Origin of the sequence: Curtobacterium sp. SGAir0471, assembly GCF_005490985.1 — a bacterium.
GTDB lineage: Bacteria > Actinomycetota > Actinomycetes > Actinomycetales > Microbacteriaceae > Curtobacterium.
On sequence record NZ_CP027869.1, the window covers coordinates 2,816,507 to 2,838,497 of the forward strand.

Annotated in this window: 18 protein-coding genes; 9 read left to right on the plus strand and 9 right to left on the minus strand. The window is 71.9% G+C overall.

What is annotated here, in order from left to right; all coding sequences use genetic code 11:
* The first annotated feature begins 31 nt into the window (after positions 1 to 31).
* Complete coding sequence (locus C1N91_RS13060; protein ID WP_137768066.1) at positions 32 to 532, plus strand: hypothetical protein; 501 nt, start codon at positions 32 to 34, stop codon at positions 530 to 532.
* Between the two features lie 3 nt (positions 533 to 535).
* Here C1N91_RS13060 and C1N91_RS13065 read toward each other — a convergent pair whose 3' ends face one another.
* Positions 536 to 1,393: a helix-turn-helix transcriptional regulator gene (locus C1N91_RS13065; protein WP_137768067.1), complete on the minus strand. Its 858-nt coding sequence runs from the start codon at positions 1,391 to 1,393 to the stop codon at positions 536 to 538.
* Positions 1,394 to 1,494: 101 nt separating this feature from the next.
* On the opposite strand from C1N91_RS13065, the gene C1N91_RS13070 reads away from it, so the two are divergent.
* Positions 1,495 to 2,235, plus strand: a complete 741-nt coding sequence (locus C1N91_RS13070) for an SDR family oxidoreductase (RefSeq protein ID WP_137768068.1) — start codon at positions 1,495 to 1,497, stop codon at positions 2,233 to 2,235.
* Between the two features lie 67 nt (positions 2,236 to 2,302).
* Here the strand turns inward: C1N91_RS13070 and C1N91_RS13075 are convergent, their stop codons facing one another.
* The 6 genes from C1N91_RS13075 to rsmI all read right to left on the minus strand — a co-directional run bounded on the left by C1N91_RS13075 (position 2,303) and on the right by rsmI (position 7,492).
* Complete coding sequence (locus tag C1N91_RS13075; RefSeq protein ID WP_137768069.1) at positions 2,303 to 2,806, minus strand: type II toxin-antitoxin system VapC family toxin; 504 nt, start codon at positions 2,804 to 2,806, stop codon at positions 2,303 to 2,305.
* 7 nt (positions 2,807 to 2,813) lie between these two features.
* Positions 2,814 to 3,035, minus strand: a complete 222-nt coding sequence (locus tag C1N91_RS13080; RefSeq protein WP_137768070.1) for a hypothetical protein — start codon at positions 3,033 to 3,035, stop codon at positions 2,814 to 2,816.
* 148 nt (positions 3,036 to 3,183) lie between these two features.
* Positions 3,184 to 4,032 carry a 16S rRNA (adenine(1518)-N(6)/adenine(1519)-N(6))-dimethyltransferase RsmA gene (gene rsmA, locus C1N91_RS13085; protein ID WP_137768071.1) on the minus strand — a complete coding sequence of 283 codons (849 nt, stop codon included), beginning with the start codon at positions 4,030 to 4,032 and terminating at the stop codon, positions 3,184 to 3,186.
* A gap of 2 nt (positions 4,033 to 4,034) precedes the next feature.
* Entirely contained in the window at positions 4,035 to 4,973 is a 939-nt protein-coding gene (locus C1N91_RS13090) for a TatD family hydrolase (protein WP_175416024.1), read from the minus strand.
* Positions 4,970 to 6,550: a methionine--tRNA ligase gene (gene metG / locus C1N91_RS13095; protein WP_137768072.1), complete on the minus strand. Its 1,581-nt coding sequence runs from the start codon at positions 6,548 to 6,550 to the stop codon at positions 4,970 to 4,972. The genes C1N91_RS13090 and metG overlap by 4 nt, the downstream gene beginning before the upstream one ends.
* Before the next feature lie 120 nt (positions 6,551 to 6,670).
* The gene (gene rsmI / locus C1N91_RS13100; protein ID WP_137768073.1) at positions 6,671 to 7,492 is read right to left on the minus strand and encodes a 16S rRNA (cytidine(1402)-2'-O)-methyltransferase; all 822 of its coding nucleotides are present in this window, start codon (positions 7,490 to 7,492) and stop codon (positions 6,671 to 6,673) included.
* Between the two features lie 53 nt (positions 7,493 to 7,545).
* On the opposite strand from rsmI, the gene C1N91_RS13105 reads away from it, so the two are divergent.
* Positions 7,546 to 9,177 carry a dolichyl-phosphate-mannose--protein mannosyltransferase gene (locus C1N91_RS13105; protein WP_137768074.1) on the plus strand — a complete coding sequence of 544 codons (1,632 nt, stop codon included), beginning with the start codon at positions 7,546 to 7,548 and terminating at the stop codon, positions 9,175 to 9,177.
* A gap of 115 nt (positions 9,178 to 9,292) precedes the next feature.
* On the opposite strand, the gene C1N91_RS13110 is transcribed toward C1N91_RS13105, so the two are convergent.
* Positions 9,293 to 9,952, minus strand: coding sequence for a TetR/AcrR family transcriptional regulator (locus C1N91_RS13110; protein WP_217496433.1), 660 nt, complete (start codon positions 9,950 to 9,952; stop codon positions 9,293 to 9,295).
* A 162-nt stretch (positions 9,953 to 10,114) separates the two neighbouring features.
* Between C1N91_RS13110 and C1N91_RS13115 the strand changes: the two genes are divergently transcribed.
* The 4 genes from C1N91_RS13115 to C1N91_RS13130 all read left to right on the plus strand — a co-directional run bounded on the left by C1N91_RS13115 (position 10,115) and on the right by C1N91_RS13130 (position 14,471).
* The gene (locus C1N91_RS13115; protein WP_137768076.1) at positions 10,115 to 11,680 is read left to right on the plus strand and encodes an MFS transporter; all 1,566 of its coding nucleotides are present in this window, start codon (positions 10,115 to 10,117) and stop codon (positions 11,678 to 11,680) included.
* Positions 11,681 to 11,946: 266 nt separating this feature from the next.
* On the plus strand, positions 11,947 to 12,807 hold the full coding sequence (locus C1N91_RS13120) for a sulfurtransferase (protein WP_137768077.1): 861 nt from the start codon (positions 11,947 to 11,949) through the stop codon (positions 12,805 to 12,807).
* Between the two features lie 49 nt (positions 12,808 to 12,856).
* Positions 12,857 to 13,924, plus strand: coding sequence for an NAD-dependent epimerase/dehydratase family protein (locus C1N91_RS13125; protein ID WP_137768078.1), 1,068 nt, complete (start codon positions 12,857 to 12,859; stop codon positions 13,922 to 13,924).
* 4 nt (positions 13,925 to 13,928) lie between these two features.
* Entirely contained in the window at positions 13,929 to 14,471 is a 543-nt protein-coding gene (locus C1N91_RS13130; protein ID WP_137768079.1) for an ATPase, read from the plus strand.
* Between the two features lie 69 nt (positions 14,472 to 14,540).
* Here the strand turns inward: C1N91_RS13130 and C1N91_RS13135 are convergent, their stop codons facing one another.
* On the minus strand, positions 14,541 to 15,998 hold the full coding sequence (locus tag C1N91_RS13135) for a hypothetical protein (protein WP_137768080.1): 1,458 nt from the start codon (positions 15,996 to 15,998) through the stop codon (positions 14,541 to 14,543).
* A gap of 221 nt (positions 15,999 to 16,219) precedes the next feature.
* Here C1N91_RS13135 and C1N91_RS13140 point away from each other — a divergent pair, with 221 nt between their 5' ends.
* Positions 16,220 to 18,091: a thioredoxin domain-containing protein gene (locus tag C1N91_RS13140; RefSeq protein WP_137768081.1), complete on the plus strand. Its 1,872-nt coding sequence runs from the start codon at positions 16,220 to 16,222 to the stop codon at positions 18,089 to 18,091.
* Between the two features lie 36 nt (positions 18,092 to 18,127).
* A complete protein-coding gene (hrpA, locus tag C1N91_RS13145; protein ID WP_137768082.1) occupies positions 18,128 to 21,988 on the plus strand; it encodes an ATP-dependent RNA helicase HrpA in 3,861 nt (1,286 codons plus the stop codon).
* The last annotated feature ends 3 nt before the right edge of the window (positions 21,989 to 21,991 follow it).

Here is a 21,991-nt window from a genome sequence, read left to right on the forward strand (position 1 = left end):
CGTTCCTCACCGGTGTGCGAGGGTGGAACGCATGTCCCACCCCGTGCACGAGGAGACCGTCCGGTCCGGTCGGACGATGACGATCATCGGGTGGGCCGTCATCGCCACCGCCGTCGGGATCGCGGCGCTCGTGCTCGCGGTACCGGCCGGGTGGCAGGACCAGCCACCGACGGCGTCGGACGTCGGTGTCCTGGTGGTCACGCTCGGCCTCACGGTCGCGCTCGGCATCGGCTCGGTGCTGATGCGGATGACGGTCCGGGTGGACGAGGTCCTCGAGGTCCGGGTGCGTCCCTGGTGGTACCGGCGACGGATCGCTCCCGAGCAGATCACGGCGGCCGAGGTCGTGCACATGACGGGCGGCAACTCCGGCGGCCTCGGCATCCGGCTCGTCCCGGGCGGCACCGCGGTGTTGCTCGACGGTGGTCCCGGGGTGCAGGTCACGATCCGCGGGGCGCGGTCGCTGCGGTTCCGGTGCAACGAGCCGGACGCCGTCGTCGAGGCACTTCGGGCGCGGGGCGCGTCGACGGACTGAGGATCAGCGCCCGACGCGGTCGCTGTCGAACTGCTGCGTCCCGAGGACGCCGAGGAGCTCGAGCTTCTGCGCGTCCTCGCTCCCGGGCGGCGCGGTGAAGAGCAGGAGCGCCTGTGCCTGGTCGTCCGTGTGCAGCACCTGGCAGTCCACGGTGATCCGTCCGAGTTCGGGCTGCACGATCGTCTTGTTGTCCGACCACCGGGTCGCGACCTCGTGCTGATCCCAGATCTCGCGGAAGGCCGGGCTGCGACGCTGCAGTTCGGCGACGAGCTCGGTCGCCCGGCGGTCGTTCGGTCCCGCGAGCCCGACGGCGGCACGGAGCGACGCGACCACCACCCGGCCCAGCCGTTCGTGCTGCTCCGGCGCGTACTTCGCCTGCTCCGTCTCGGAGACGAACCAGCGCCACGCCTGGTAGCGCTCGTTGCCCGGCAGGGCGACGGAACCGCCGAGCAGCGCACGCGCGAGCCGGTTCTCGACGAGGGTCTCGCCCAGGTGGCTGACCACGATCGCCGGCGTGTCCTCGAGCCGGTCGAGCACCCGCAGGATGGCCGGGTCCACGTGGTCCGCACGGTGCAACCGGACCGGGGCGGTGTGCCCGGTGAGGTGGAACAGGTGGTCACGTTCGTCGAGGCTGCACCGCAGCGCCCGGGCGATCGCCGCGACCATCTGCTCGGACGGCTGCGGGCCGCGCTGCTGCTCGAGCCGCGTGTAGTAGTCGACGCTCATCCCGGCGAGGGCGGCGATCTCCTCGCGACGGAGTCCCGGCGTCCGCCGACGTGCACCGCTGCCGAGCCCGACGTCCTCGGGGCGCAGGAGCTCGCGGCGACGGCGCAGGAAGTCGGCGAGGGCGGATCGGTCCATGCCCCCATCGTGCCGTCCCGGCGCTCGGCGAGCCAGGGATCGGCGGTCCCCCGATGCACGCGCCCTGGAGCCGCCCCGGTCGCGGGAGCATCGTGGTCGTCATGGACACCACGAACAGCACCGTCTTCATCTCCGGCGCGACGTCGGGCCTCGGACTGGCCCTCGCCCAGCGCCTGCAGTCCGCGGGCAGCACCGTCGTGATCGGCGGTCGCCGCCAGGACCGCCTGGACGCCCTCGCCGCCGAACACGGCTTCGGTACCGTCGTGATCGACGTCGCCGACGCGGACTCGATCGCCACCGCCGCGGCCGACGTCATCGACCGCTACCCCGCACTCGACGCCGTCGTGACGATGTCGGGCATCATGCGGAACGAGGACCTGCGCGACCCCGGGCACATCGATGACGCGCTCGAGACCGTGCAGACGAACCTGGTCGGCACGATCCGCCTGATCGACGCCTTCCTGCCGCACCTGCTGACCCGCCCTGCGGCCACGCTCATCACGGTGTCGTCCGGTCTGGCGTTCGTGCCACTCACCGCCACCCCGACCTACAGCGCCACGAAGGCCGGTGTGCACTCCTACACGCAGGCACTGCGGCAGCAGCTCGTCGGCAGCTCGGTGGAGGTGCTCGAGCTCGCGCCGCCGGCGGTGCAGACGGACCTGATGGGCGGGGCGGACTTCGGCGGGATGCCCCTCGACGCGTTCAGCGACGAGGTGATGGGTCTGCTCGAGTCCGGTGCCGCACCCGAGATCCTCGTGCAGAACGTGCAGCCGCTGCGCTGGGCCGAGCGTGACGGGACCCACCAGCAGATCCTCGAGGCGATGGCCGGCCGCGGTCACTGAGCCACGTGCTTCGGCCGGGATCACGTCGAGCGGGAGGGACTCTCCCGCTCGACGCGCTCCCGCTGCGTCAGCGGCGGTGACGTCGAGCCGGGCCGACGCTCGCGGAGTCGACGAGCAGCTGCAGGGTCGCGGCGTCGACACTGCCGAACGCTGGGTCGACGGTCACCAGGGCTTCCGCCTCCACCGCGATCGCGGTTGCGACCTGGACGGCACCGCTGGCGGTCAGTCCGTAGTCGGCGACGAGCTCCTCGACGTCGTCCGTGACCGCGTCGATGCTCACCCAGTGCACGCGCGTCGACCACTTCACTTCGTTCCATTCGGCGAGCATCTCCGGTTGGCCGATCGAGTGAGCCGACTCGATGAGTTCCAGTTCGGTCGGACCGCTGTAGTAACAGTCAGTCCCGAGGAGGTCGAGACGCTGGAGGAACGCTGCCGCCTCAGGGTGCCCGCTCGCTCTGGTGTCCATCGCACGCCGGAGGAACCACGAGTCGACGACGACGCTGACGGGCGTACCGACGAACTGCTCGTAGGCGGTGACCCCGAACGATCCCGGGTCATGGAGCGACGACATTCGCCGATCAGCCGCGGTCGAGGAGACGAGATGCAGGACTGAAGTCCCTGCGCGAGACGAAGGAGTGCAACGCGCGGTGCAGCCGTGCCCGTCGCTCTTCGGGCGTTCCCTGAGGCACGGGTGTCCGGGCCTTGATCGAATCGATCTCGTCCTTCGAGAACACGTGGCGCTCGCGCGGCGAAGCCGTCATTCCTGCGACCTTGCTGAGGTCGACGTTGTCGGTGCTCATGATGCTCCTTCGAGGTGGTGTCTCGAGGGACGGTAGAGCCAAGCCGAGCCCCGGCAACAGCACTTCGTATGCATGTCAACCGCCAGGAAAGTCCGGCAGCAAGACGGACGGTGGCTCGACCTACGCTTCGTGTTCCAGCAGCGCGCCGTCAGGCGGTGGCGAGCACCGTCCGTCCGAGCTGCACGAAGTCGTCCGGCGACAGCGCCTCGCCCCGGGCGGTCGGGTCGATACCGGCGGCGGTCAGCAGTTCGGTTGCACGGGCGCTGGAGCCGAGCACACCGGACAGGCTCTGCCGGAGCATCTTGCGGCGCTGCTGGAACGCCCCGTCGACGAGGGCGAAGACCTGCGCGCGCAGGGCATCGTCGCCGGGACGCTCGCGCCGGTCGAAGCCGACGAGCACGCTGTCGACGTTCGGCACCGGCCAGAACACCTGGCGGCTGATCTGCCCGGCCGTCGACCACGACCCGTACCAGGCCGCCTTGACGCTGGGAGCGCCGTAGACCTTGCTCCCGGGCTCCGCCGCGATGCGGTAGCCGACCTCGGCCTGCACCATCACGAGCACCCGCTCGATGGTGGGGAAGGTCGCGAGCAGGTGCAGCAGCACGGGGACGGAGACGTTGTACGGCAGGTTCGCGACGACGTGCGTCGGCTCCTCGGGCAGTTCGTCCGCGGTCACGGCGAGTGCGTCCTGGTGGACGACCGACAGGCGCGCGTCGGGCTGCATGAGCGAGACGGTCGTCGGGAGCTGCGCCGCCAGCCGGCCGTCGATCTCCACGGCGGTGACGGACGCGCCGGTCTCGGTCAGGCCGAGGGTCAGCGACCCCAGACCCGGTCCGATCTCGAGCACGCGGGAGTCCGGCGTGACCCGCCCGGCCGCGACGATGCGGCGCACGGTGTTGGCGTCGTGCACGAAGTTCTGGCCGAGCTTCTTCGTCGGGGTGACGTCGAGCTTGGCGGCGAGGTCCCGGATCTCCGCCGGGCCGAGCAGCGCGCCCACGGCTACTGGTCCACCGTGACGGGCTCGGCGTCCCACGCCCCGTAGACGAGCTCGGTCGTCGAGGCGATCTGCGCCGCGAGCATCGACGGGTCCGTGCCGAGGGTCTCGGCCATCGACCGGAGCGTGAGCGGGATGAGGTACGGCGCGTTCGGCCGACCGCGGTACGGCGTCGGCGTCAGGAAGGGCGCGTCGGTCTCGATCATGACGAGGTGGCGCGGTGCGACCTCGAGGGCGTCACGCAGCGACTGCGCGTTCTTGAAGGTCACGGTGCCGGCGAAGGACATGTACCAGCCGCGCTCGGCGCAGAGCCGGGCGAGGTCCGGGCCGCCGGAGAAGCAGTGGAACACGGTCTTCTCGGGAGCGCCGACACGGTCGAGCACCTCCACCACGGCGTCGTGGGCGTCGCGGTCGTGGATCGTCAGCGCGAGGTCGTGCTCCTTCGCGATCCGGATGTGCTCCTCGAACGAACGGACCTGTGCGGCACGGCCGTCCTCACCCGTCCGGAAGAAGTCGAGCCCGGTCTCGCCGATCGCCCGGACCCGGGGCAGCGCCGCGAGCCGTTCGATGCCGGCGAGGTGCTCGTCGAGCAGCCCCTGTTCGTCGAGCACGGGCGCCTCGTTCGGGTGCAGCGCGACGGCTGCCAGCACGCGGGGCTCCCGCGCGGCGATCTGCGCGGACCACTCCGACGTCGCCAGGTCGGTGCCGACCTGCACGACGCCGCGGACGCCGACGCTCGACGCACGGTCGAGGTGCTCGCGGTAGTCGAGCGGACCGTCGCCGCCCTCGCCGACACCGTCGGCGATCTCCATGTGCGTGTGGTTGTCGTACACCGGTACGACGAGCGCCTGCGGCAGCGGCGGGTAGCTCAGGTCGCGCTTCGAGCCGCCGGACGCCCCCTCGCCCCGGGCCCGGACGTGCGAGGCGTCGGCCGCGTCGGTCACGCTGCGCCCTGCTCGGGCTGCTGCTCGATGCGCGGGAACAGGCCGGACCCGAGCGGCACCACGGTCTCGGCACCCTGCCACTCCCAGGCGCGGTCCACCCGCTGCTCGGTCACCGAGCCGCCGGCACCGATCGAGGCCCAGAGCTTCTCGGTCGCCTTCGGCATCACCGGGGACACCAGGACGTTCACGGTGCCGAGACCGCGGAGCGCCGTCGTCAGGACGGTACCGAGGCGTGCACGCTCCGCCTCGTCCTTCGCCAGCGCCCACGGCTCCTGCTCGGTGATGTACCCGTTCAGGGCGTCGACGAGCTCCCACACGGCGGCGATCGCCTCGTGCGGGGCGAACGCCTCGATCGCGGCGTCGGCGCGCTCGGTGACCGACACCGCCAGGGCGTCGATCGCCCGGTCCGAGTCGGTCAGCTCGGCACGCTCCGGGACCGCGCCGTCGAAGTACTTCTGCAGCATGGCGACGAGGCGCGAGGCCAGGTTGCCGAAGCCGTTCGCGAGGTCGGCCGAGTACCGGGCGGAGATGTCCTCCCAGCTGAAGTTGCCGTCCTGCCCGAAGGTGATCGCGCGCAGGAAGTAGTAGCGGAACGCGTCGGAACCGAACGTGTCGGTGATCTCCGACGGCGCGATGCCGGTCAGCTTCGACTTGGACATCTTCTCGCCGCCGACGAGGAGCCAGCCGTGCCCGAAGACGCGCTCCGGCACCGGGAGCCCGGCGGCCATGAGCATCGCAGGCCAGATCACGGCGTGGAAGCGAGCGATGTCCTTGCCGACGATGTGCACGCTCGGCCAGAGGCGCTGGAAGGCCTCGTCGTCGTCCGACCCGTAGCCGAGCGCGGTGACGTAGTTGAGCAGGGCGTCGAACCACACGTAGAGCACGTGGTCGTGGTCCCAGGGGATCTGGATGCCCCAGTCGAAGCTCGACCGCGAGATCGACAGGTCGCGCAGGCCCTGCTTGACGAAGGAGACGATCTCGTTGCGGACGCTCTCGGGCTGGATGAACTGCGGGTTCGACTCGTACAGGTCGAGCAGGCGCTGCTCGAAGTCGCTCATCCGGAAGAAGTAGTTGCGCTCGGCCAGCACCTCGACCGGGATCGAGTGGATCGCGCAGACCTGCTGCCCCTCGTACGCACCGGTGCCGGGCACCAGGTCGCTCGGCTGCTTGTACTCCTCGCACCCGACGCAGTAGAAGCCCTCGAACTCGCCGGCGTAGATGAAGCCGTCGTCGTACAGCTTCTGCAGGAACGCGGTCACACCGCGCTCGTGGCGCTCGTCGGTGGTTCGGATGAAGTCGTCGTTCGCGACGTCGACCGTGTCGAGCAGCGGCTTCCACGCGTCGGTGACGAGCCGGTCGGCCCACTCCTTCGGGGAGACGTCGTTCGCGCTCGCGGTGCGCAGGATCTTCTGGCCGTGCTCGTCGGTCCCCGTGAGCAGCCACGTGTCGTCGCCCCGCTGGCGGTGCCAGCGCGCCATGAAGTCCGCGGCCACCTCGGTGTAGGCGTGCCCGATGTGGGGCACGTCGTTCACGTAGAAGATCGGCGTGGTGATGCTGAACGAGGACCCGTCGGACATGCGGACCATCCTACGGGCGGCCCGGAGCCGCGTGACGCGCCCCGCGCGCCGCCTGTGGAGAACCGGACGGGAGGCGCGGGGCGGGCGGGCACCGTGCCTCCAGGCAGTCGCCGGTCGCGTCTACCGGGCTGCGAGCGCGCCCTCGTACAGGTCGCGCTTCGACAGCCCGGTCGCGTCCGCGACCGCCGCGGCGGCCTCCTTCATGCGCGACCCGGCGGCGACCCGCTCGAGCACGAGCCGCACCCCGTCCTCGATGCTCGTGACGTCGAGCACGCCGGTGGAGCCCTCGACCACGACGCAGATCTCGCCGCGCACCCCCTCGGCCGCCCACGCGGCGAGTGCGGCGAGCGAGTCGCGCCGGACCTCCTCGTGCAGCTTCGTGAGCTCGCGGCAGACGACCGCGCGGCGGTCGTCGCCGAACCCGGTTGCCATGTCGGCGAGCGTGTCGGCGAGCCGGTGCGGTGACTCGAAGAAGACCATCGTGCGCTGCTCCCCCGCGAGCGACGCGAACAGTCTCCGGCGCTCCCCCGCCTTGCGGGTCGGGAAGCCCTCGAAGCTGAAGCGATCCGTCGGCAGACCGGAGACGGCGAGGGCCATGAGGACGGCCGACGGGCCGGGCAGGGCCGTGACCGTCACGCCCGCGGCCGCAGCGGCCTCGACCAGCGGGAACCCCGGGTCGCTGATCGCCGGCATCCCCGCGTCGGTGAGGACCACGACGTCCTCGTCGCGGGCGAGTTCGACGACCTCGGAGGCCTTCGCACGCTCGTTGTGCTCGTGCAGCGCGATGAGGCGCGGCCGGTTCTCGATGCCGAGCGCGCGCATCAGGTGGATCGCGGTCCGGGTGTCCTCGGCGGCGACGACGCTCGCGTTCGACAGGGTCTCGACGAGCCGGCGCGACGCGTCGCCGAGGTTGCCGATGGGCGTTGCTGCGAGGACGATCACCTCCCCATTCTGGTGCCAGGTCCGCCGTGGCGGCGATCCGTAGGATGCAGGCGATGACCAGCGAGCTGACCGACGACCGCACCGCCCTCGTCGACGGACCGGTCGGCTCCCGCCTCGACGACTGGTGGGGTCGGGTCCTGTCGACGTCGCGGCGCGTCGCGCTGTGGCGGTGGACGGGTCCGATCGCGGTGACCCTGCTGGCGGCCGTGCTGCGCCTGGTCGGGCTCGGACACCCACACTCGCTCGTGTTCGACGAGACGTACTACGTCAAGGACGGCTGGTCGATCGTGCACCTCGGGTACGAGGGCACCTGGCCCGCGAACCCCTCCGGCGACGGAGCCCCGACGACCGACCAGCGGTTCGCCGACGGCGAGACCGACCTGTACTCGCGGGCGGCGGAGTTCATCGCGCACCCGCCGCTCGGCAAGTACCTGATCGGCCTCGGCATGCTGCTGTTCGGCGCCGACAGCTCGTTCGGGTGGCGGTTCACGGTCGCCGTGCTCGGCACTGCGACCGTGTTCCTGACCGCGGTCATCGCCCGTTCGCTGTTCCGCTCGACGGCGATCGGGACGCTCGCCGGCTTCCTGCTCGCGATCGACGGGCAGGCGATCGTGCTGTCGCGCGTGACGCTGCTCGACGGCATCCTGACGTTCTTCGTCGTGCTCGGTGCGAGAGCGCTGCTGCTCGACCGGCGGTGGGCGCAGCGGCGGCTCGACGACTGGGTCCGGCGGCGGGCGGACGGCGGTCGGGACACCCTGTGGGGACCGGTGCTGCTGTGGCGGCCGTGGCTCCTCGCGATGGGCGTCGCGCTCGGCCTGGCCTCGGCGACGAAGTGGTCCGGCCTGTACTTCCTGGCGTTCTTCGCGCTGTACTCCGTGCTCAGTGACGTGCTGATGCGCCGCCGGGCGGGCGTGGCCTTCTGGTCGTCGAGCGCGTTCCTGCAGCAGGCACCGGTGACGTTCCTGCTCACGGTGCCGATCGCCGCCGTGACCTACCTGGCGTCGTGGACGGGGTGGTTCCGGACGTCCGGCGGGTGGGACCGCAACTGGATCGCGTCGGGCGGGGAGCGCTGGACGGGGCTGCTCGCCTGGGTGCCGGACTCGTTCCAGAACTGGTGGCACTACCAGTCGGAGATCTACGGCTTCAACATCGGCCTGCACACCCCGCACTCGTACCAGGCGAACCCGCTGCTGTGGCTCGTCATGCAACGACCGACGTCGATGTACTACGTCGGCACGAACCGCGGTCAGGACGGCTGCTGGGCGGACCGCTGCGGCGAGGCGATCACCGGCATCGCGAACCCGTTCATCTGGTACGCCTCGGTGATCGCGGCGGTCGCCCTGCTCGTGCTCTTCGTGCTGCGGCGCCGGTGGGAGTACGGCTTCGTGCTCATCGGTGTCGCGGGCGGGTACCTGCCGTGGCTGCTGTACACCGACCGAACGGTGTTCCAGTTCTACACGGTGGCGTTCGAGCCGTTCCTCGTGATGGGGCTGGCTGCGGCGATCGGGCTCGTCGCCGGGTCACGGACCGATCCGCGGCCACGACGCACGAGGGCGCTGGTGTGGATCGGGGTGTACCTCGGCGTGGTCGTGCTGGCATCGGTGTACTGGTACCCGATGTGGACCGGGCTGCAGATGCCGTGGGACTTCATCCGGTCGCACTACTGGCTGCCGAGCTGGCTGTAGCCGTCCCGTCGGGACGCGACGGTCCGTTCCGTGTCGGTGCGCCACTGTCGGACGGGAGGCGCGGTGCGGCGCCGCCATGCGCCTCCCGTCCGGTGGACCGTCGCGGCGGCGACCGTCAGGGCTGGCCGTGCAGGGCGCGTTCGATGGCGGCGCGGTCGAGCGGGGCGCCGACCATCGGGTCGGTGGTGCCGCCCGGCAGCACGCCCTCGAGCACGACCTCGGCGTAGCGGCGCCAGGCGTCCGGGTCCTGCGCGCGGGTCATGTCGGCGACGGCGCCGACCATCGTGGTGAGCATCGGGAGGTCGGCGTAGCTGAACCCGGCGCGTACGACCCCGGCGGTGGCAGCACGCTCGATGATCGTCGCGACCTGGCGCTCGAGCCGGTCCCGCTCGCTGACGATCGACGGCCGCGCCTTCCCGGCACGCACGATCGCGTCGGCCAGGGCGCGGTCGCGGGCGCGGAACTCGAACACGCCCATCAGGTAGACGCGCAGTGCCTCGCGCGGATCGGTCTCCTGCGCGGCGCGGGCAGCGGCGGCGTTCATCGCTTCGAACTTGGTGGCGAGGAGCGCCTCGATCAGGGCGTCCTTGTCCGCGAACCGGCGGTAGACCGTGCCGACGCCGACACCGGCCTCGTGCGCGATGTCGTTGAGCGTGACCGACAACCCGCGCTCGGCGAAGCACCTGCGGGCGGTCTGCAGGATCAGCTCGCGGTTGCGCGCGGCATCGGCGCGCAGGGGGCGCTCGAGGTCGTGCGCGGTGTCGGTGGTGCTCACGCGATCGACCGTAGTTGAAGATTCTGGGAACAAACGGATGCGGTACGTCCGTTTCGGTCTACACTCGACACAAGCGGATGCACCACATCCGGTTCACCCTCCTCGCGAAGCGCTCGACGGCGCGTGCTCCGCCACCTCCACCCTTCTCAGAAGGAGGCTGCCGTGACGGCAGAACAGACCGTGCCTGCCCCGACCGGGTCGGCACCCACGACGACCGGCCGCGCTGCCGGCACCACGCCCGGCTCCGGCTCTGACCGCGCCAACCACCGCTGGATCGCGCTGGCGGTCATCGCCCTCGCCCAGCTCATGGTCGTGCTCGACGCGACCATCGTGAACATCGCCCTCCCGTCGGCACAGGCCGACCTCGGCTTCGGCACCGACCAGCGGCAGTGGATCGTCACCGCCTACTCGCTGGCGTTCGGCTCCCTGCTGCTGCTCGGGGGTCGCCTCGGTGATCTGTTCGGCCGCAAGACAACCTTCATCGTCGGCCTGGTCGGGTTCGCCCTGGCCTCGGTGCTCGGCGGTCTCGCGGACTCCTTCGGCCTGCTCGTGGCCGCCCGTGCACTGCAGGGTGTCTTCGGCGCCCTGCTCGCCCCCTCGGCGCTCGGCATGCTCACCACGACCTTCCGCGACCCGAAGGAACGCGGCCGGGCCTTCGGCATCTTCGGGTCGATCGCCGGCTCCGGTGCGGCGATCGGTCTGCTGCTCGGCGGCGTGCTCACCGAGTACGCCTCCTGGCGCTGGTGCCTCTACGTCAACGTCGTGTTCGCGGTGCTCGGCGTCGTCGGCGCACTCGTCTTCATGGCGAAGCCGCCGAAGGTCGAGCGTCCTCGCATCGACGTCGCCGGGGTCCTGACGATCACCGCCGGCCTGGTCGGCATCGTCTACGGCTTCTCGAACGCCGAGTCGAACGGGTGGGACGCCCCGCTCACGATCGTCATGCTCGCCGCCGGTGTCCTGCTCGTCGCCGCGTTCGTCGTGATCGAGACGCGGGTCGCGCACCCGCTGCTGCCGCTCCGCGTCGTCCTCGACCGTGACCGCGGTGGTGCCTTCATCGCGATCGGCCTCGTGGCGATCGGCATGTTCGGCATCTTCCTGTTCCTGACCTACTACCTCGAGCAGACCCTCGGCTTCAGCTCGCTGCAGACCGGCCTGGCGTTCCTGCCGATGCCGCTGTCGATCATGGTCTCGGCGACGCAGATCGGCGGGCGTCTGCTCCCCCGCGTCGGCCCGAAGGTCCTGATCTTCGCCGGTGGTCTCGTCGCGGCGACCGGACTCCTGCTGCTGCTCCGCACCGAGGTCGACAGCACCTACGCGGGGACCGTCCTGCCGGCGCTGATCGTGATCGGTCTCGGCATGGGCACGATCTTCTCGTCCGCCATGAACACCGCGACGACCGGGGTCGCCCGTGCGGACGCCGGGGTCGCCTCGGCGACCGTGAACACCATGCAGCAGATCGGCGGCTCGATCGGTACCGCCCTGCTCTCGACGATCTTCGCCGACGTCGTGAAGAACAGCCTGTCGGGGCTCTCGGCGGCGCCGACGAAGCTCCAGCAGGCCCAGGCCGTGATCGACGGGTACCAGGTGGCCTTCGGCATCTCGGCCGGCGTGCTCGTGCTCGTCGCCCTGGCCGGCGGTCTGCTCATCAACCGGCAGTCGGTGCGGCTCGCGAAGCTCGAGCGGGCGTCTGCAGCCACGACGGGGAGCATTCCGGCCGCGGCGCACTAGCCCGGGCAGCAGCGGCTGGCCCGGCTGCCCGGCTGCTGCCGCTGCCCGGGCCGCCACGGTCGCTCGGCTCTGCGACATCCCACGCGTCGATCGACGCGTGGGATGTCGCGTTCGCGGGCCGACGCCGTAGCCGCAGCCGAACGAACGGTCGACGCACACCGCTCCCGGTGCGAGCGGATTCGGTGGCCTCGCGCGCCTGAGATCGTCGTTGCGCAGTGTGTCGGACATCCGTGGACTCGTCAGAGGGCCGCGTTACCGTGGGCGACATGGCCCCCGTCCTGACCTCGCCCCTCGTGTCGACGCAGTGGCTCGCCGACCACATCGGCGCCGACGAGCTCGTCGTGCTCGACGCGTCGGTGCACACCACGGGGGTCGGAACGGCGATGCAGTGGCAGGCCGCCCGCGATGCGTACGAGCAGCACGGGCACGTACCGGGAGCCCGGTACGCCGACCTGGTCGACGACTTCTCCGCGCCCGACGCCGAGGTCCCCTTCACCCGACCGAGTGCCGAGCGCTTCGAGTCCGCAGCGCGGGCTCTCGGCATCACGAACGGCTCCACCGTCGTGGTCTACGACGACAGCGTCGGCGAGTGGGCAGCCCGGCTCTGGTGGATCTTCCGCGCGTTCGGCTTCGACGACGTCGCGGTGCTCGACGGCGGCTTCAGCAAGTGGCGGGACGAAGGACGACCCGTCCGCGTCGGACCGCTCCGTGGAGCGGTCCTGCCGTCGTCCACGGAGTCGTTCCTGGCCGGCGAGGAACGCCCGGTGTGGGCCGACCACGACCGTGTCCTGCGGGCGGTGCGCGGCGAGGAGCCGGCGGCGGTGGTCCTCGCGGCTCCCCCGTCCGCGCTCGGTGCCGACCACCCCGGGGTGGTCCCCGGCAGCACGGCGATCACGACGGACGACGTGGTCGACCCCGACACGAACACCCTGCGCCGCGGGGCCGCGCTCGCCGAGGTGTTCGCGCCGGTGCTCGACGCCGACGAGTTCGTGACGTACTGCGGTGTCGGCAGCGCAGCGTGCGTCGACGCGCTCGCCCTCACGGTGCTCGGACACGACCAGGTGAAGGTCTACGACGGTTCGCTCGCCGAGTGGTGGCGCCTCAAACCGGAGCTGGTCGCGTCCTGACACCCGCGCTGCCGGACGCCGGGGAGCGTCGCGGCACTAGCGTTGGCGCATGAGCACCAGACGCGCGGTCGTCCTCGGCGGTACCGGCGGGATCGGGTCCGCGGTGGTCCGAGACCTCCTCGACGTCTCCGGCCGAGGCGGCGACGACTGGCGGGTCGACGTCGTCGCGCGTCGCGGCGGTCCGACCGCCGATGCGCTGACCGCAGCCGGCGCCTCCTTCGTCGCCGGTGACCGACGCGACACGACCGTGCTCCGCGACCTCCTGCGCCCCGGTGCCGACCTGCTCATCGACACCGTCGGGGTGACCCGCGACGACGCCCTGCAGCTGCGCCCGTTCCTCGACGACCTCGGGTCGACCGTGTTCGTGTCGTCGAAGGCGGTGTACGTCGACGACCAGGGGCGGCACGCGAACGCCGTCGACAAGCCCGTGTTCGGCGGCCCGGTCACCGAACTGCAGCCCACCGTCATCGCCGGGGACGGCGACCCGACCTCGCGAGACGGCTACGGCGCCGCGAAGGTCGCCGCCGAACAGGTCCTGCTCGACCACGGCGCCCCGGTCACCGTGCTCCGTCCGTCGAAGGTGTACGGCGTCGGCATCGGCCGCCCGCGGGAGTGGTTCGTGGTCCGTCGCGCCCTCGACGGTCGGGAGCGCATCCTGCTCGCCGACCACGGCCGCGGTGTCGACCACACGACGGCCGCGAGCGGGATCGCATCCCTCGTGCGACTCGTCGCCGACGCTCCCGACCGCCGCATCCTCAACGTGGCCGACGAGACCGCGCCCGACGTCCTCGAGATCGTGCGCACCCTCGCCGAGCTCGTCGACCACCGCTTCGACGAGGTCCTGCTCGACCAGGACGCCCCCGCCTTCGTCGGCACGACCCCGTGGAGCTCGCCGTCACCGTTCGTCCTCGACACGACTGCGGCGCGCGCGCTCGGTTGGCACCCCCCGCGGTACGCCGACGCCGTCCGGTCCGAGGTCGACTGGCTGCTCGAGACCGCGCACGCTGTGCCGGCCGGCGGCGACGTCCCCTGGGCGGAGGACCCGTTCTGGGACCGCAAGTTCGACTACGGCCCCGAGGACGCCGCCCTGGCGCTGCTCTCCCTCGGCAGGGACTGACGCCGTGCCGCGGTCCGAGGTGCTCTTCGTCGGGGGCCGCTCCGGCGTCGGCAAGAGCACCGCGGCGGAGGCCCTGCACGACCTCCTCGTCGCGGCGGACGTGGCGCACGCCCTGATCGAGGGCGACGTCCTCGACCTCGCCCATCCGGCGCCGCACGTCGCCCACCCCGAGGTGCGGCTCGCCGAGCGGAACCTCCGGTCGATGTGGGCGGGGTACCGCGAGCTCGGACACCATCGACTCGTGTTCACCAACACGGTCTCGGTGCTCGAGCACGAGCGGCTCGCCGCCGCGATGGGCGACGACCCGCTGGTCACCGCGGTCCTGCTCCGCGCCTCCGACGACACCACCACCGGGCGACTGGTCCGCCGCGCGGGCGGTCCGGTCCCGCAGGCGCAGCTCGCCCACAGCACGGCGACGGCCGGGAGGCTCGACTCGGCCGCCGCGGACACGGTCGCCCGGGTGGACACCGACGGCCGCACGCCGGAGCAGGTCGCCCGTCGGCTCGGGGCGCTCACCGGCTGGCTCCCGGACCGACCGAGCACGTGACCCCTGCACACGAGAACGCCCCCGCCGACCGTGTGGTCGGAGGGGGCGCCCCGGTTCGTGCTGGTCGGATCAGGCCGAGTGCGCCCGACGTCGAGCCATGACCACCATCAGGGCCGTGCCGATGAGGGCGAGCAGCCCGGCGGCGATGCCTGCGGGTGCCAGGTCCGCGCCGGTGAAGGCGAGCTGACCGGTCGGCGTCGTCGCGACGGGAGCCGTGCCGGCCCCGCCCGAGCCGGCGGCCGGGGTGGTGCCGACCGGGGCGACGGCCGCGGTCACGGTGAACTCGACCGGGTCGGACGGGTCCGACACGACCGGTTCGCCGTCGGCGTCGACGACCGGCTCACCGTCGGCGTCGAGCAGGAAGCCCTGCGCGACGGCGGTGTAGTCCCCGGGCTCGACGGCGAGTGTGACGCTCCAGGTGCCGTCCGCACCGACGACGATCGGGTCGGTCGGGTCTGCGGGCTCGGCAGCAGCCCGGGCGTTCAGCTGGTCGGTCGGGACCGCGACGAGCAGGATGTTGCTCCCCGGCGTGCCCGTGCCCTCGAACGTGACGTTCGGGCCGGCGACCGTCGCGCCGTCCTCCGGGGCGGTGATGACCGGCGTGTCGAGCACCGGGGTGGTCGGCGTGGTCTCGGCTGCGGGCAGCGAGAACGCGACGGTGACGTCGCCCGTGCCGACGCCACCGGTGACCTGGGTCAGGCGGACCGACTGCGCGGCGGCGGCGTCGTCCGCGAAGGCCACGTCGACCGACCAGCGGTCGTCGTCACCGACGGTGGCCTGGACGAACGGGAAGTCGCCGGTGAGCGAGACGCGCGAGCCGGCGGTGCCGGTGCCCGAGAACGTGACCGTCCGGCTGGCGGTGGTCGAACCGTTCTGCGGCGTCTCGACCACGAGGGTCTGCGTCGCCGGCAGGTTGACGTTCACCGTGACACTGCCACGACCGGCAGCGCCGACGATCTGGTTGACCGTGATCGACTGCGCGCGGTCCACGTCGTCCGGGAAGGTGACGTTGCCGGTCCAGTTGCCGGCGGCGTCGACCAGTATGCCCGTGACGGGCGACCCCGCGGACGGCACGAGCGCGATGTTCGCGGTCGGGATGCCCGTGCCCGACACCGTGACGGTGCGCGTGGCGAGGTACTGCCCCTCGGTGGGGCTCGAGACCGTCAGCTGCGCGGGCGCCGCCGGCAGGTTGAAGGCCACGGTCTTCGGCTCGTCGAAGCCACTCAGGCCGACGATGCCGTCGACGAAGGCGGTCTGCTGGACCGGGGCGTCGTCGGCGTACTGGTGGTCGACCGACCACGCACCGCTCGCGGGGACGTTCGTCCGGGCGATGACCGCGCCGGCCTGGTCGTCCTCGTGGATGATGATCGTCGAACCGGCGACGGCCGTGCCCGAGAACGTCACGTCCCGGGTCGTGGTCGTCTGACCGGCGGTCGGCGAGGTCACCACGAGCTCGCCCGGGGCGGCGCTGGCGGATGATGCGGAGAGGAGTGCGCCTCCGAGCGCGAGTGAGACCACGGCTGGCACGGCCAGCAGGGTCCTCCACGACGTCTTCGTCACTGGGGTCCGTTCGTTCGGGCAGCCGTCACCAGGGAAGCGGCCACGCGGGAGGTGTCGCCAGGGAATTGAACGACCTCTCAACTCTATGCAGCTGTGAGGGATCCTGTACATCCTGCGATGAATCATCCGTCTCACGCACTCCGGACCGTCGTCCGGGCGCTCAGCGGCGTCCGAGCACGCTTGGAGGCATGAACGACAACCGGCTCGGAACCGCGGTCAGCCCGTACCTGCGCCTGCACGCCGACAACCCGGTGGACTGGCGTGAGTGGGGGCCGGAGGCCTTCGCAGAAGCGAGGGAGCGGGACGTCCCGGTGCTCGTCTCGGTCGGGTACGCCACGTGCCACTGGTGCCACGTCATGGCACGGGAGAGCTTCTCGGACCCGGAGATCGGCGCGCTGCTCCGTCGGGACTTCGTCGCGGTGAAGGTCGACCGCGAGGAGCGTCCGGACGTCGACGCCAGCCTGATGGCCGCCGCGAGCGCCTTCACGCAGCAGCTCGGGTGGCCACTGACCGCGTTCGCGACGCCCGAGGGGCGGGTGTTCTTCGCGGGGACGTACTACCCGCCGACCCAGGTCGGTCAGGTCGGATCCTTCCGCCAGGTCCTGGCGGCGGTGCTCGAGGCGTGGACGGAGCGGCGGCACGAGGTGGACGCGAACGCGAACGCGATCGCCGCGGCGATCGCGCAGGGGGCGACGGCCGACGCAGCCGCGCGCGGGTCGGGGGTGGACGCTGCCACGCAAGGTGGCGAGGGGCCCGACGGAGCCGCACCGGGCCTCCCGTCCGTCGACGCGATCCGAGCCGTCACCGCTGAGCTCGTCTCGGCGGAGGACACCACGTACGGGGGCTTCGGCGGCGCGCCGAAGTTCCCGAGCGCGCCGCTCCTCGAGTTCCTCGATGACGTCGCGGCCGACGGCGACGACGTCGCACGGGGGCTGCTCGATCGGAGTCTCGACGCGATCCGCACGACCGAGCTGACGGACGCCGACGGGGGTGTGTTCCGGTACGCGACCAAGCGCGACTGGAGCGTCCCGCACTACGAGCGGATGCTCTACGACAACGCGGGACTGCTCGCGGTCGCCGGGCCGGAGCAGGCCCGGGGCATCGCCGACTTCCTCCGGGACACGCTCCGCCGGCCGGACGGTGCGTTCGTCGCGGCGCAGGACAGTGAGTCGACCATCGACGGACGCCGCGTCGAGGGCGACTGGTACCGGCTGCCGCTGGACGAGCGCGGCGAGTTCGACCCGCCGCCGCTCGACGACCAGGTGCTGACGGGGTGGAACGGCCTCGCGATCCGCGGCCTCGCGCTCGCCGGGGCGCGGCACGGCGACGACGAGATGCTCGACCTCGCCCGCGGTGCTGCCGACGCGGTCCTCGCCGCCCACGTCCGCGACGGGCACGTCGTCGTCCGGTCGAGCACCGCGCACGGCACGTCGTCCGCGCCGCCGACGATCGAGGACGTCGGGCTGCTCGCCGAGGGGTTGCTCGAACTCGCGCTCGTCACGGGCGAGGTCCGGTACGCCGAGACGGCGCGGTCGCTCGTCGACGACGGCCTCGCCGGGCGGTTCGACACCGACCCGGTCCTCCGTGCCGCCGGTACGGCCACCGGCGAGCAGCCGCAGACGGCACTGCGGTCCGGCACAGTGGCGCTGGCGGGGGCGGCTGCGACGCTGGGTGCGCTCACCGGCGACCGGTCGCTCCGTGACGCCGCGACCCGGCTCGTCGCCGACCGTGCACACACCGGGACGGAACGGCCACTCGGCCACGCGGACGCCCTCGGGGTCGCCCTCGCCCTGCAACGGCCGTCGCGCGAGGTCGTCGTCGTGACAGAGGTCGTCGTGTCCGGGGTCGACGACCCGATGCGGCGGACGGCCCTCGCCGCCCGCCGCCCGGGCACGGTTGTGGCGACGGTGACCGCGGACCAGGCGCGAGGGTGGGCCGACGCCGGGTTCTCCCTGTTCGACGGGCGGGACGGCTCGGCGCCGGCCGCGTACGTCTGCCACGACCACGTCTGCGCGCTGCCGGCGAGGGACGTCGCTGCGCTCTCCGACCAGCTGCGCTGACGCCTGCCCCGTCCGGACCGCTATCCTGGAATGCTCATGTCTGCCACGCCCGTCATCACGTACCCGCCCGAACTGCCGGTGTCGCAGCGGCGGGACGACATCGCCGCCGCGATCCGCGACCACCAGGTCGTCATCGTCGCCGGCGCCACGGGCTCGGGCAAGACGACGCAGCTGCCGAAGATCTGCCTCGAACTCGGCCGCGAGTCGATCGGGCACACCCAGCCGCGTCGGATCGCCGCGCGGACCATCGCCGAGCGCGTGTCCGAGGAGCTCGGCGGCGAACTCGGCGACCTCGTCGGCTACCAGGTGCGCTTCACCGACAAGGTGAGTGCGAACACCCGGATCAAGCTGATGACCGACGGGATCCTGCTCAACGAGATCCACTTCGACCGCGACCTGAAGCGCTACGACACGATCATCATCGACGAGGCGCACGAGCGCTCCCTGACGATCGACTTCCTGCTCGGGTACCTGAAGCGCCTGCTCCCCCGGCGCCCGGACCTCAAGGTGATCATCACGAGTGCGACGATCGACCCGGAGTCGTTCTCGCGGCACTTCGGGGACGCACCGATCATCGAGGTGTCCGGCCGCACCTACCCGGTCGAGATCCGCTACCGTCCGCTCGTCGCCGACGACGACACCGACGCGGACGACGGCGACGACACCGACCCACGGACCGACGACAGCGGCAGCCGCGGCGGTGCGGGCGCGGACGACCGCGACGTGCTCCAGGGCATCACGGGCGCCCTCGACGAGCTCGCGCGCGAGGACCCGGGCGACGTCCTCGTGTTCCTGTCCGGCGAGAACGAGATCCGCGACGCGCAGGAGGCGATCGAGGGCAAGCGGTACCCGGGCACCGAGGTCCTGCCGCTCTACGGACGTCTGTCGGCCGCCGACCAGCACCGGGTGTTCGAGCGTCGGACCACCCCGGGCATCCGTCGCCGGGTCGTCCTCGCCACCAACGTGGCGGAGACCTCCCTGACGGTGCCGGGCATCAAGTACGTGATCGACACCGGCACCGCCCGCATCTCGCGGTACTCGTCGCGGGCGAAGGTGCAGCGGCTCCCGATCGAGGCGATCAGCCAGGCGAGTGCGAACCAGCGGTCCGGCCGCGCGGGACGCACGAGCGCGGGCATCGCGATCCGGCTCTACTCCGAGGACGACTTCGCACGCCGCCCGGAGTTCACCGACCCCGAGATCCTGCGGACGAACCTGGCGGCGGTCATCCTGCAGATGATCTCCCTCGGCTTCGGCGACATCGAACGCTTCCCCTTCCTGCAGCCGCCGGACTCCCGCGGCGTGAAGGACGGCCTCGACCTGCTCCGCGAGCTCCGCGCGGTCGATGGCGACGGTCGGATCACCAGGGCCGGGCGGCAGCTCACCCGACTGCCGATCGACCCACGGCTGGGCCGGATGGTGCTCGAGGCCGGCCGCCAGGGCGTCGGTCGCGAGGTCATCGCCATCGTCAGCGCCCTGAGCATCCAGGACCCGCGCGAGCGCCCGCTCGAGAAGCGCGCCCACGCCGACCAGCTGCACGCGCGCTTCGCCGACCCGACGAGTGACTTCCTCACCCTGCTCAACCTCTGGAACCACATCGAGGACAAGCAGGAGGAGCTGTCGTCGAGCGCGTTCCGGCGCCTGTGCAAGGCCGAGTTCCTCAACCACCTGCGCATCCGCGAGTGGCAGGACCTGTACCGCCAGCTGTCCCGTGCCGCGAAGCAGGTCGACGTCCGCGTCGGGCAGTCCCGCTCCGAGGACGGCGACGCCGTGCACCGATCCCTGCTCGCCGGGCTCCTCAGCCAGATCGGGCTGCGCGACAAGGAGAAGCGCGACTACCTCGGTGCGCGGGGCGTCCGCTTCGTGGTGTTCCCGGGCAGCGTCCTGGCGAAGAAGCAGCCCGACGCAGTGATGGCCGCCGAGCTCGTCGAGACGAGCCGGCTCTTCGCCCGCACCGTCGGACGGATCGACCCGGCCTGGGTCGAGCCGCTCGCCGGGGACCTGCTCAAGCGCACCTACGGCGAGCCCCACTGGGAGAAGAAGCAGGGCGCGGTCGTGGCCTACGAGCGCGTGACCCTGTTCGGCGTCCCGATCGTGCAGCGCCGCCGGGTGCAGTACAAGCGCGTCGACCCGGAGCACTCGCGTGAGCTGTTCATCCGGCACGCCCTGGTCGAGGGCGAGTGGGACGCGCAGCAGGCCTTCGACCGTGCGAACCGGAAGCTCCGCCGCGAGCTCGAGCAGCTCGAGGAACGCACCCGCCGCCGCGACATCCTGTTCGACGACGAGCGCGTGTACGAGTTCTACGACGCCAGGATCCCCGCCGACGTCGCCACGACGCGCGACTTCGAGGGCTGGTGGCGCACGACCCGTCGCGAGCAGCCCGACCTGCTCACGATGCGCCGACAGGACCTGCTCGACGAGGACGCCGCCGAGGCCGCCCAGGACGAGCAGGAGTACCCGACGCAGTGGCGCTCCGGCGACCAGCGCCTGGCGATCAAGTACCGCTTCGAGCCGGGCGCGCAGGACGACGGCGTCAGCGTGCAGGTGCCGCTGGCGCTGCTCCCCCGGATGCGCGAGGAGGGCTTCGACTGGCAGGTCCGCGGCCTCCGCAGGGAACTCGTCACCGCGCTCATCAAGTCACTGCCGAAGCAGATCCGCAAGAACGTCGTCCCGGCCGCCGACTGGGCCGAGAAGATCGTCGCCGAGCTACCGGACGACGCTCCGACCGAGCCGACCGAGTCCTTCCGCGCGACCCTCGCCGCTGCGATCCAGCGGATGACGTACGTGCCGGTGACCGAGGGCGACTTCGACCTGTCCCGGGTGCCCGCCCATCTGCTGCCCACCTGGGCGGTCGTCGACGAGCGCGGCCGCCGGGTCGAGTCCGGCAAGGACCTCGCGGCGCTGCAGACGAAGTTGAAGGACCGGACCCAGCAGAGCGTCGCCTCCGCCACGGCGAAGGCGGCGGCACGGCCGGGAGGCGCGGCGCGCGTCGCCGGGGCGTCCTCCGGCCCGCAGGTGGAACGGTCCGGCCTGACCGCCTGGCCGTCCGACGACCTGCCGCAGGTCCTCGACACGAAGCAGGCCGGTGGCGTGATCCGCGCCTACCCGTCCCTGGTCGAGGAGGGCGACGGCCCGAAGGCCACCGTCGGCGTCCGGCTCCTGGCCACTCCCGGTGACCGAGCGGTCAGCATGCCCGCCGGCGTCCGGCGGCTCGTCATGCACGCGGTGCCCTCGCCGGTGTCGTACGTGCAGTCGCACCTCACCGCGCAGGAGAAGCTCGCGCTCGCGGCCAGCCCCTACCCCTCGACCGCGGCGCTGTTCGACGACGTGCTGGCCGCGGTCGTGGACGCCGGCATCCGTCGCGCGCACCCGGACGGCCTCGTGTTCACGAAGGCGGAGTTCGAGGCCGTGCGGGACGCCGTCTCTGCCACGGTCGTCGACACGATGTTCACCGCCGTGTCCGAGGTCGCTGCGGTGCTCACCGCGCAGCGGGCGGCCGACAAGGCGATGAAGCAGGCGAACTCGATGGCCCTGCTGCCCGCGCTGACGGACATGCGGCAGCAGGTCGAGCGCCTGGTCTTCCCGGGCTTCGTCGCCGTCGCCGGACTCGACCGGCTCCGGCGGATCCGGGTGTACCTGCAGGGGGTCGATGCCCGCGTGCAGAAGCTCCTGCAGAACCCGGGGCGCGATGCGACGTGGATGCGCGAGGTCACCGTCGCGACCGACCGCTACACGGACGCCGGTGGGACCTTCCCGCCGTCTGCCGGCGCGCACCCCGAGCTCGTGCATGCCCGGTGGATGCTCGAGGAGTTCCGCCTCAGCCTGTTCGCCCAGGAGCTCGGGACCGCCGAGACGGTCTCGCTGCAGCGCATCACCAAGACCCTGGCGGCCGCCCGCTGACCA

Bases quoted from the DNA above. Each gene is read 5' to 3' on its own strand.
- hrpA (WP_137768082.1), top strand. From the start codon at position 18,128: ATGTCTGCCACGCCCGTCATCACGTACCCGCCCGAACTGCCGGTGTCG.
- C1N91_RS13070 (WP_137768068.1), top strand. From the start codon at position 1,495: ATGGACACCACGAACAGCACCGTCTTCATCTCCGGCGCGACGTCGGGC.
- C1N91_RS13065 (WP_137768067.1), bottom strand. From the start codon at position 1,393: ATGGACCGATCCGCCCTCGCCGACTTCCTGCGCCGTCGCCGCGAGCTC.
- C1N91_RS13075 (WP_137768069.1), bottom strand. From the start codon at position 2,806: ATGTCGTCGCTCCATGACCCGGGATCGTTCGGGGTCACCGCCTACGAG.
- C1N91_RS13120 (WP_137768077.1), top strand. From the start codon at position 11,947: ATGGCCCCCGTCCTGACCTCGCCCCTCGTGTCGACGCAGTGGCTCGCC.
- C1N91_RS13080 (WP_137768070.1), bottom strand. From the start codon at position 3,035: ATGAGCACCGACAACGTCGACCTCAGCAAGGTCGCAGGAATGACGGCT.
- metG (WP_137768072.1), bottom strand. From the start codon at position 6,550: ATGTCCGACGGGTCCTCGTTCAGCATCACCACGCCGATCTTCTACGTG.
- C1N91_RS13125 (WP_137768078.1), top strand. From the start codon at position 12,857: ATGAGCACCAGACGCGCGGTCGTCCTCGGCGGTACCGGCGGGATCGGG.
- C1N91_RS13140 (WP_137768081.1), top strand. From the start codon at position 16,220: ATGAACGACAACCGGCTCGGAACCGCGGTCAGCCCGTACCTGCGCCTG.
- C1N91_RS13060 (WP_137768066.1), top strand. From the start codon at position 32: ATGTCCCACCCCGTGCACGAGGAGACCGTCCGGTCCGGTCGGACGATG.
- C1N91_RS13105 (WP_137768074.1), top strand. From the start codon at position 7,546: ATGACCAGCGAGCTGACCGACGACCGCACCGCCCTCGTCGACGGACCG.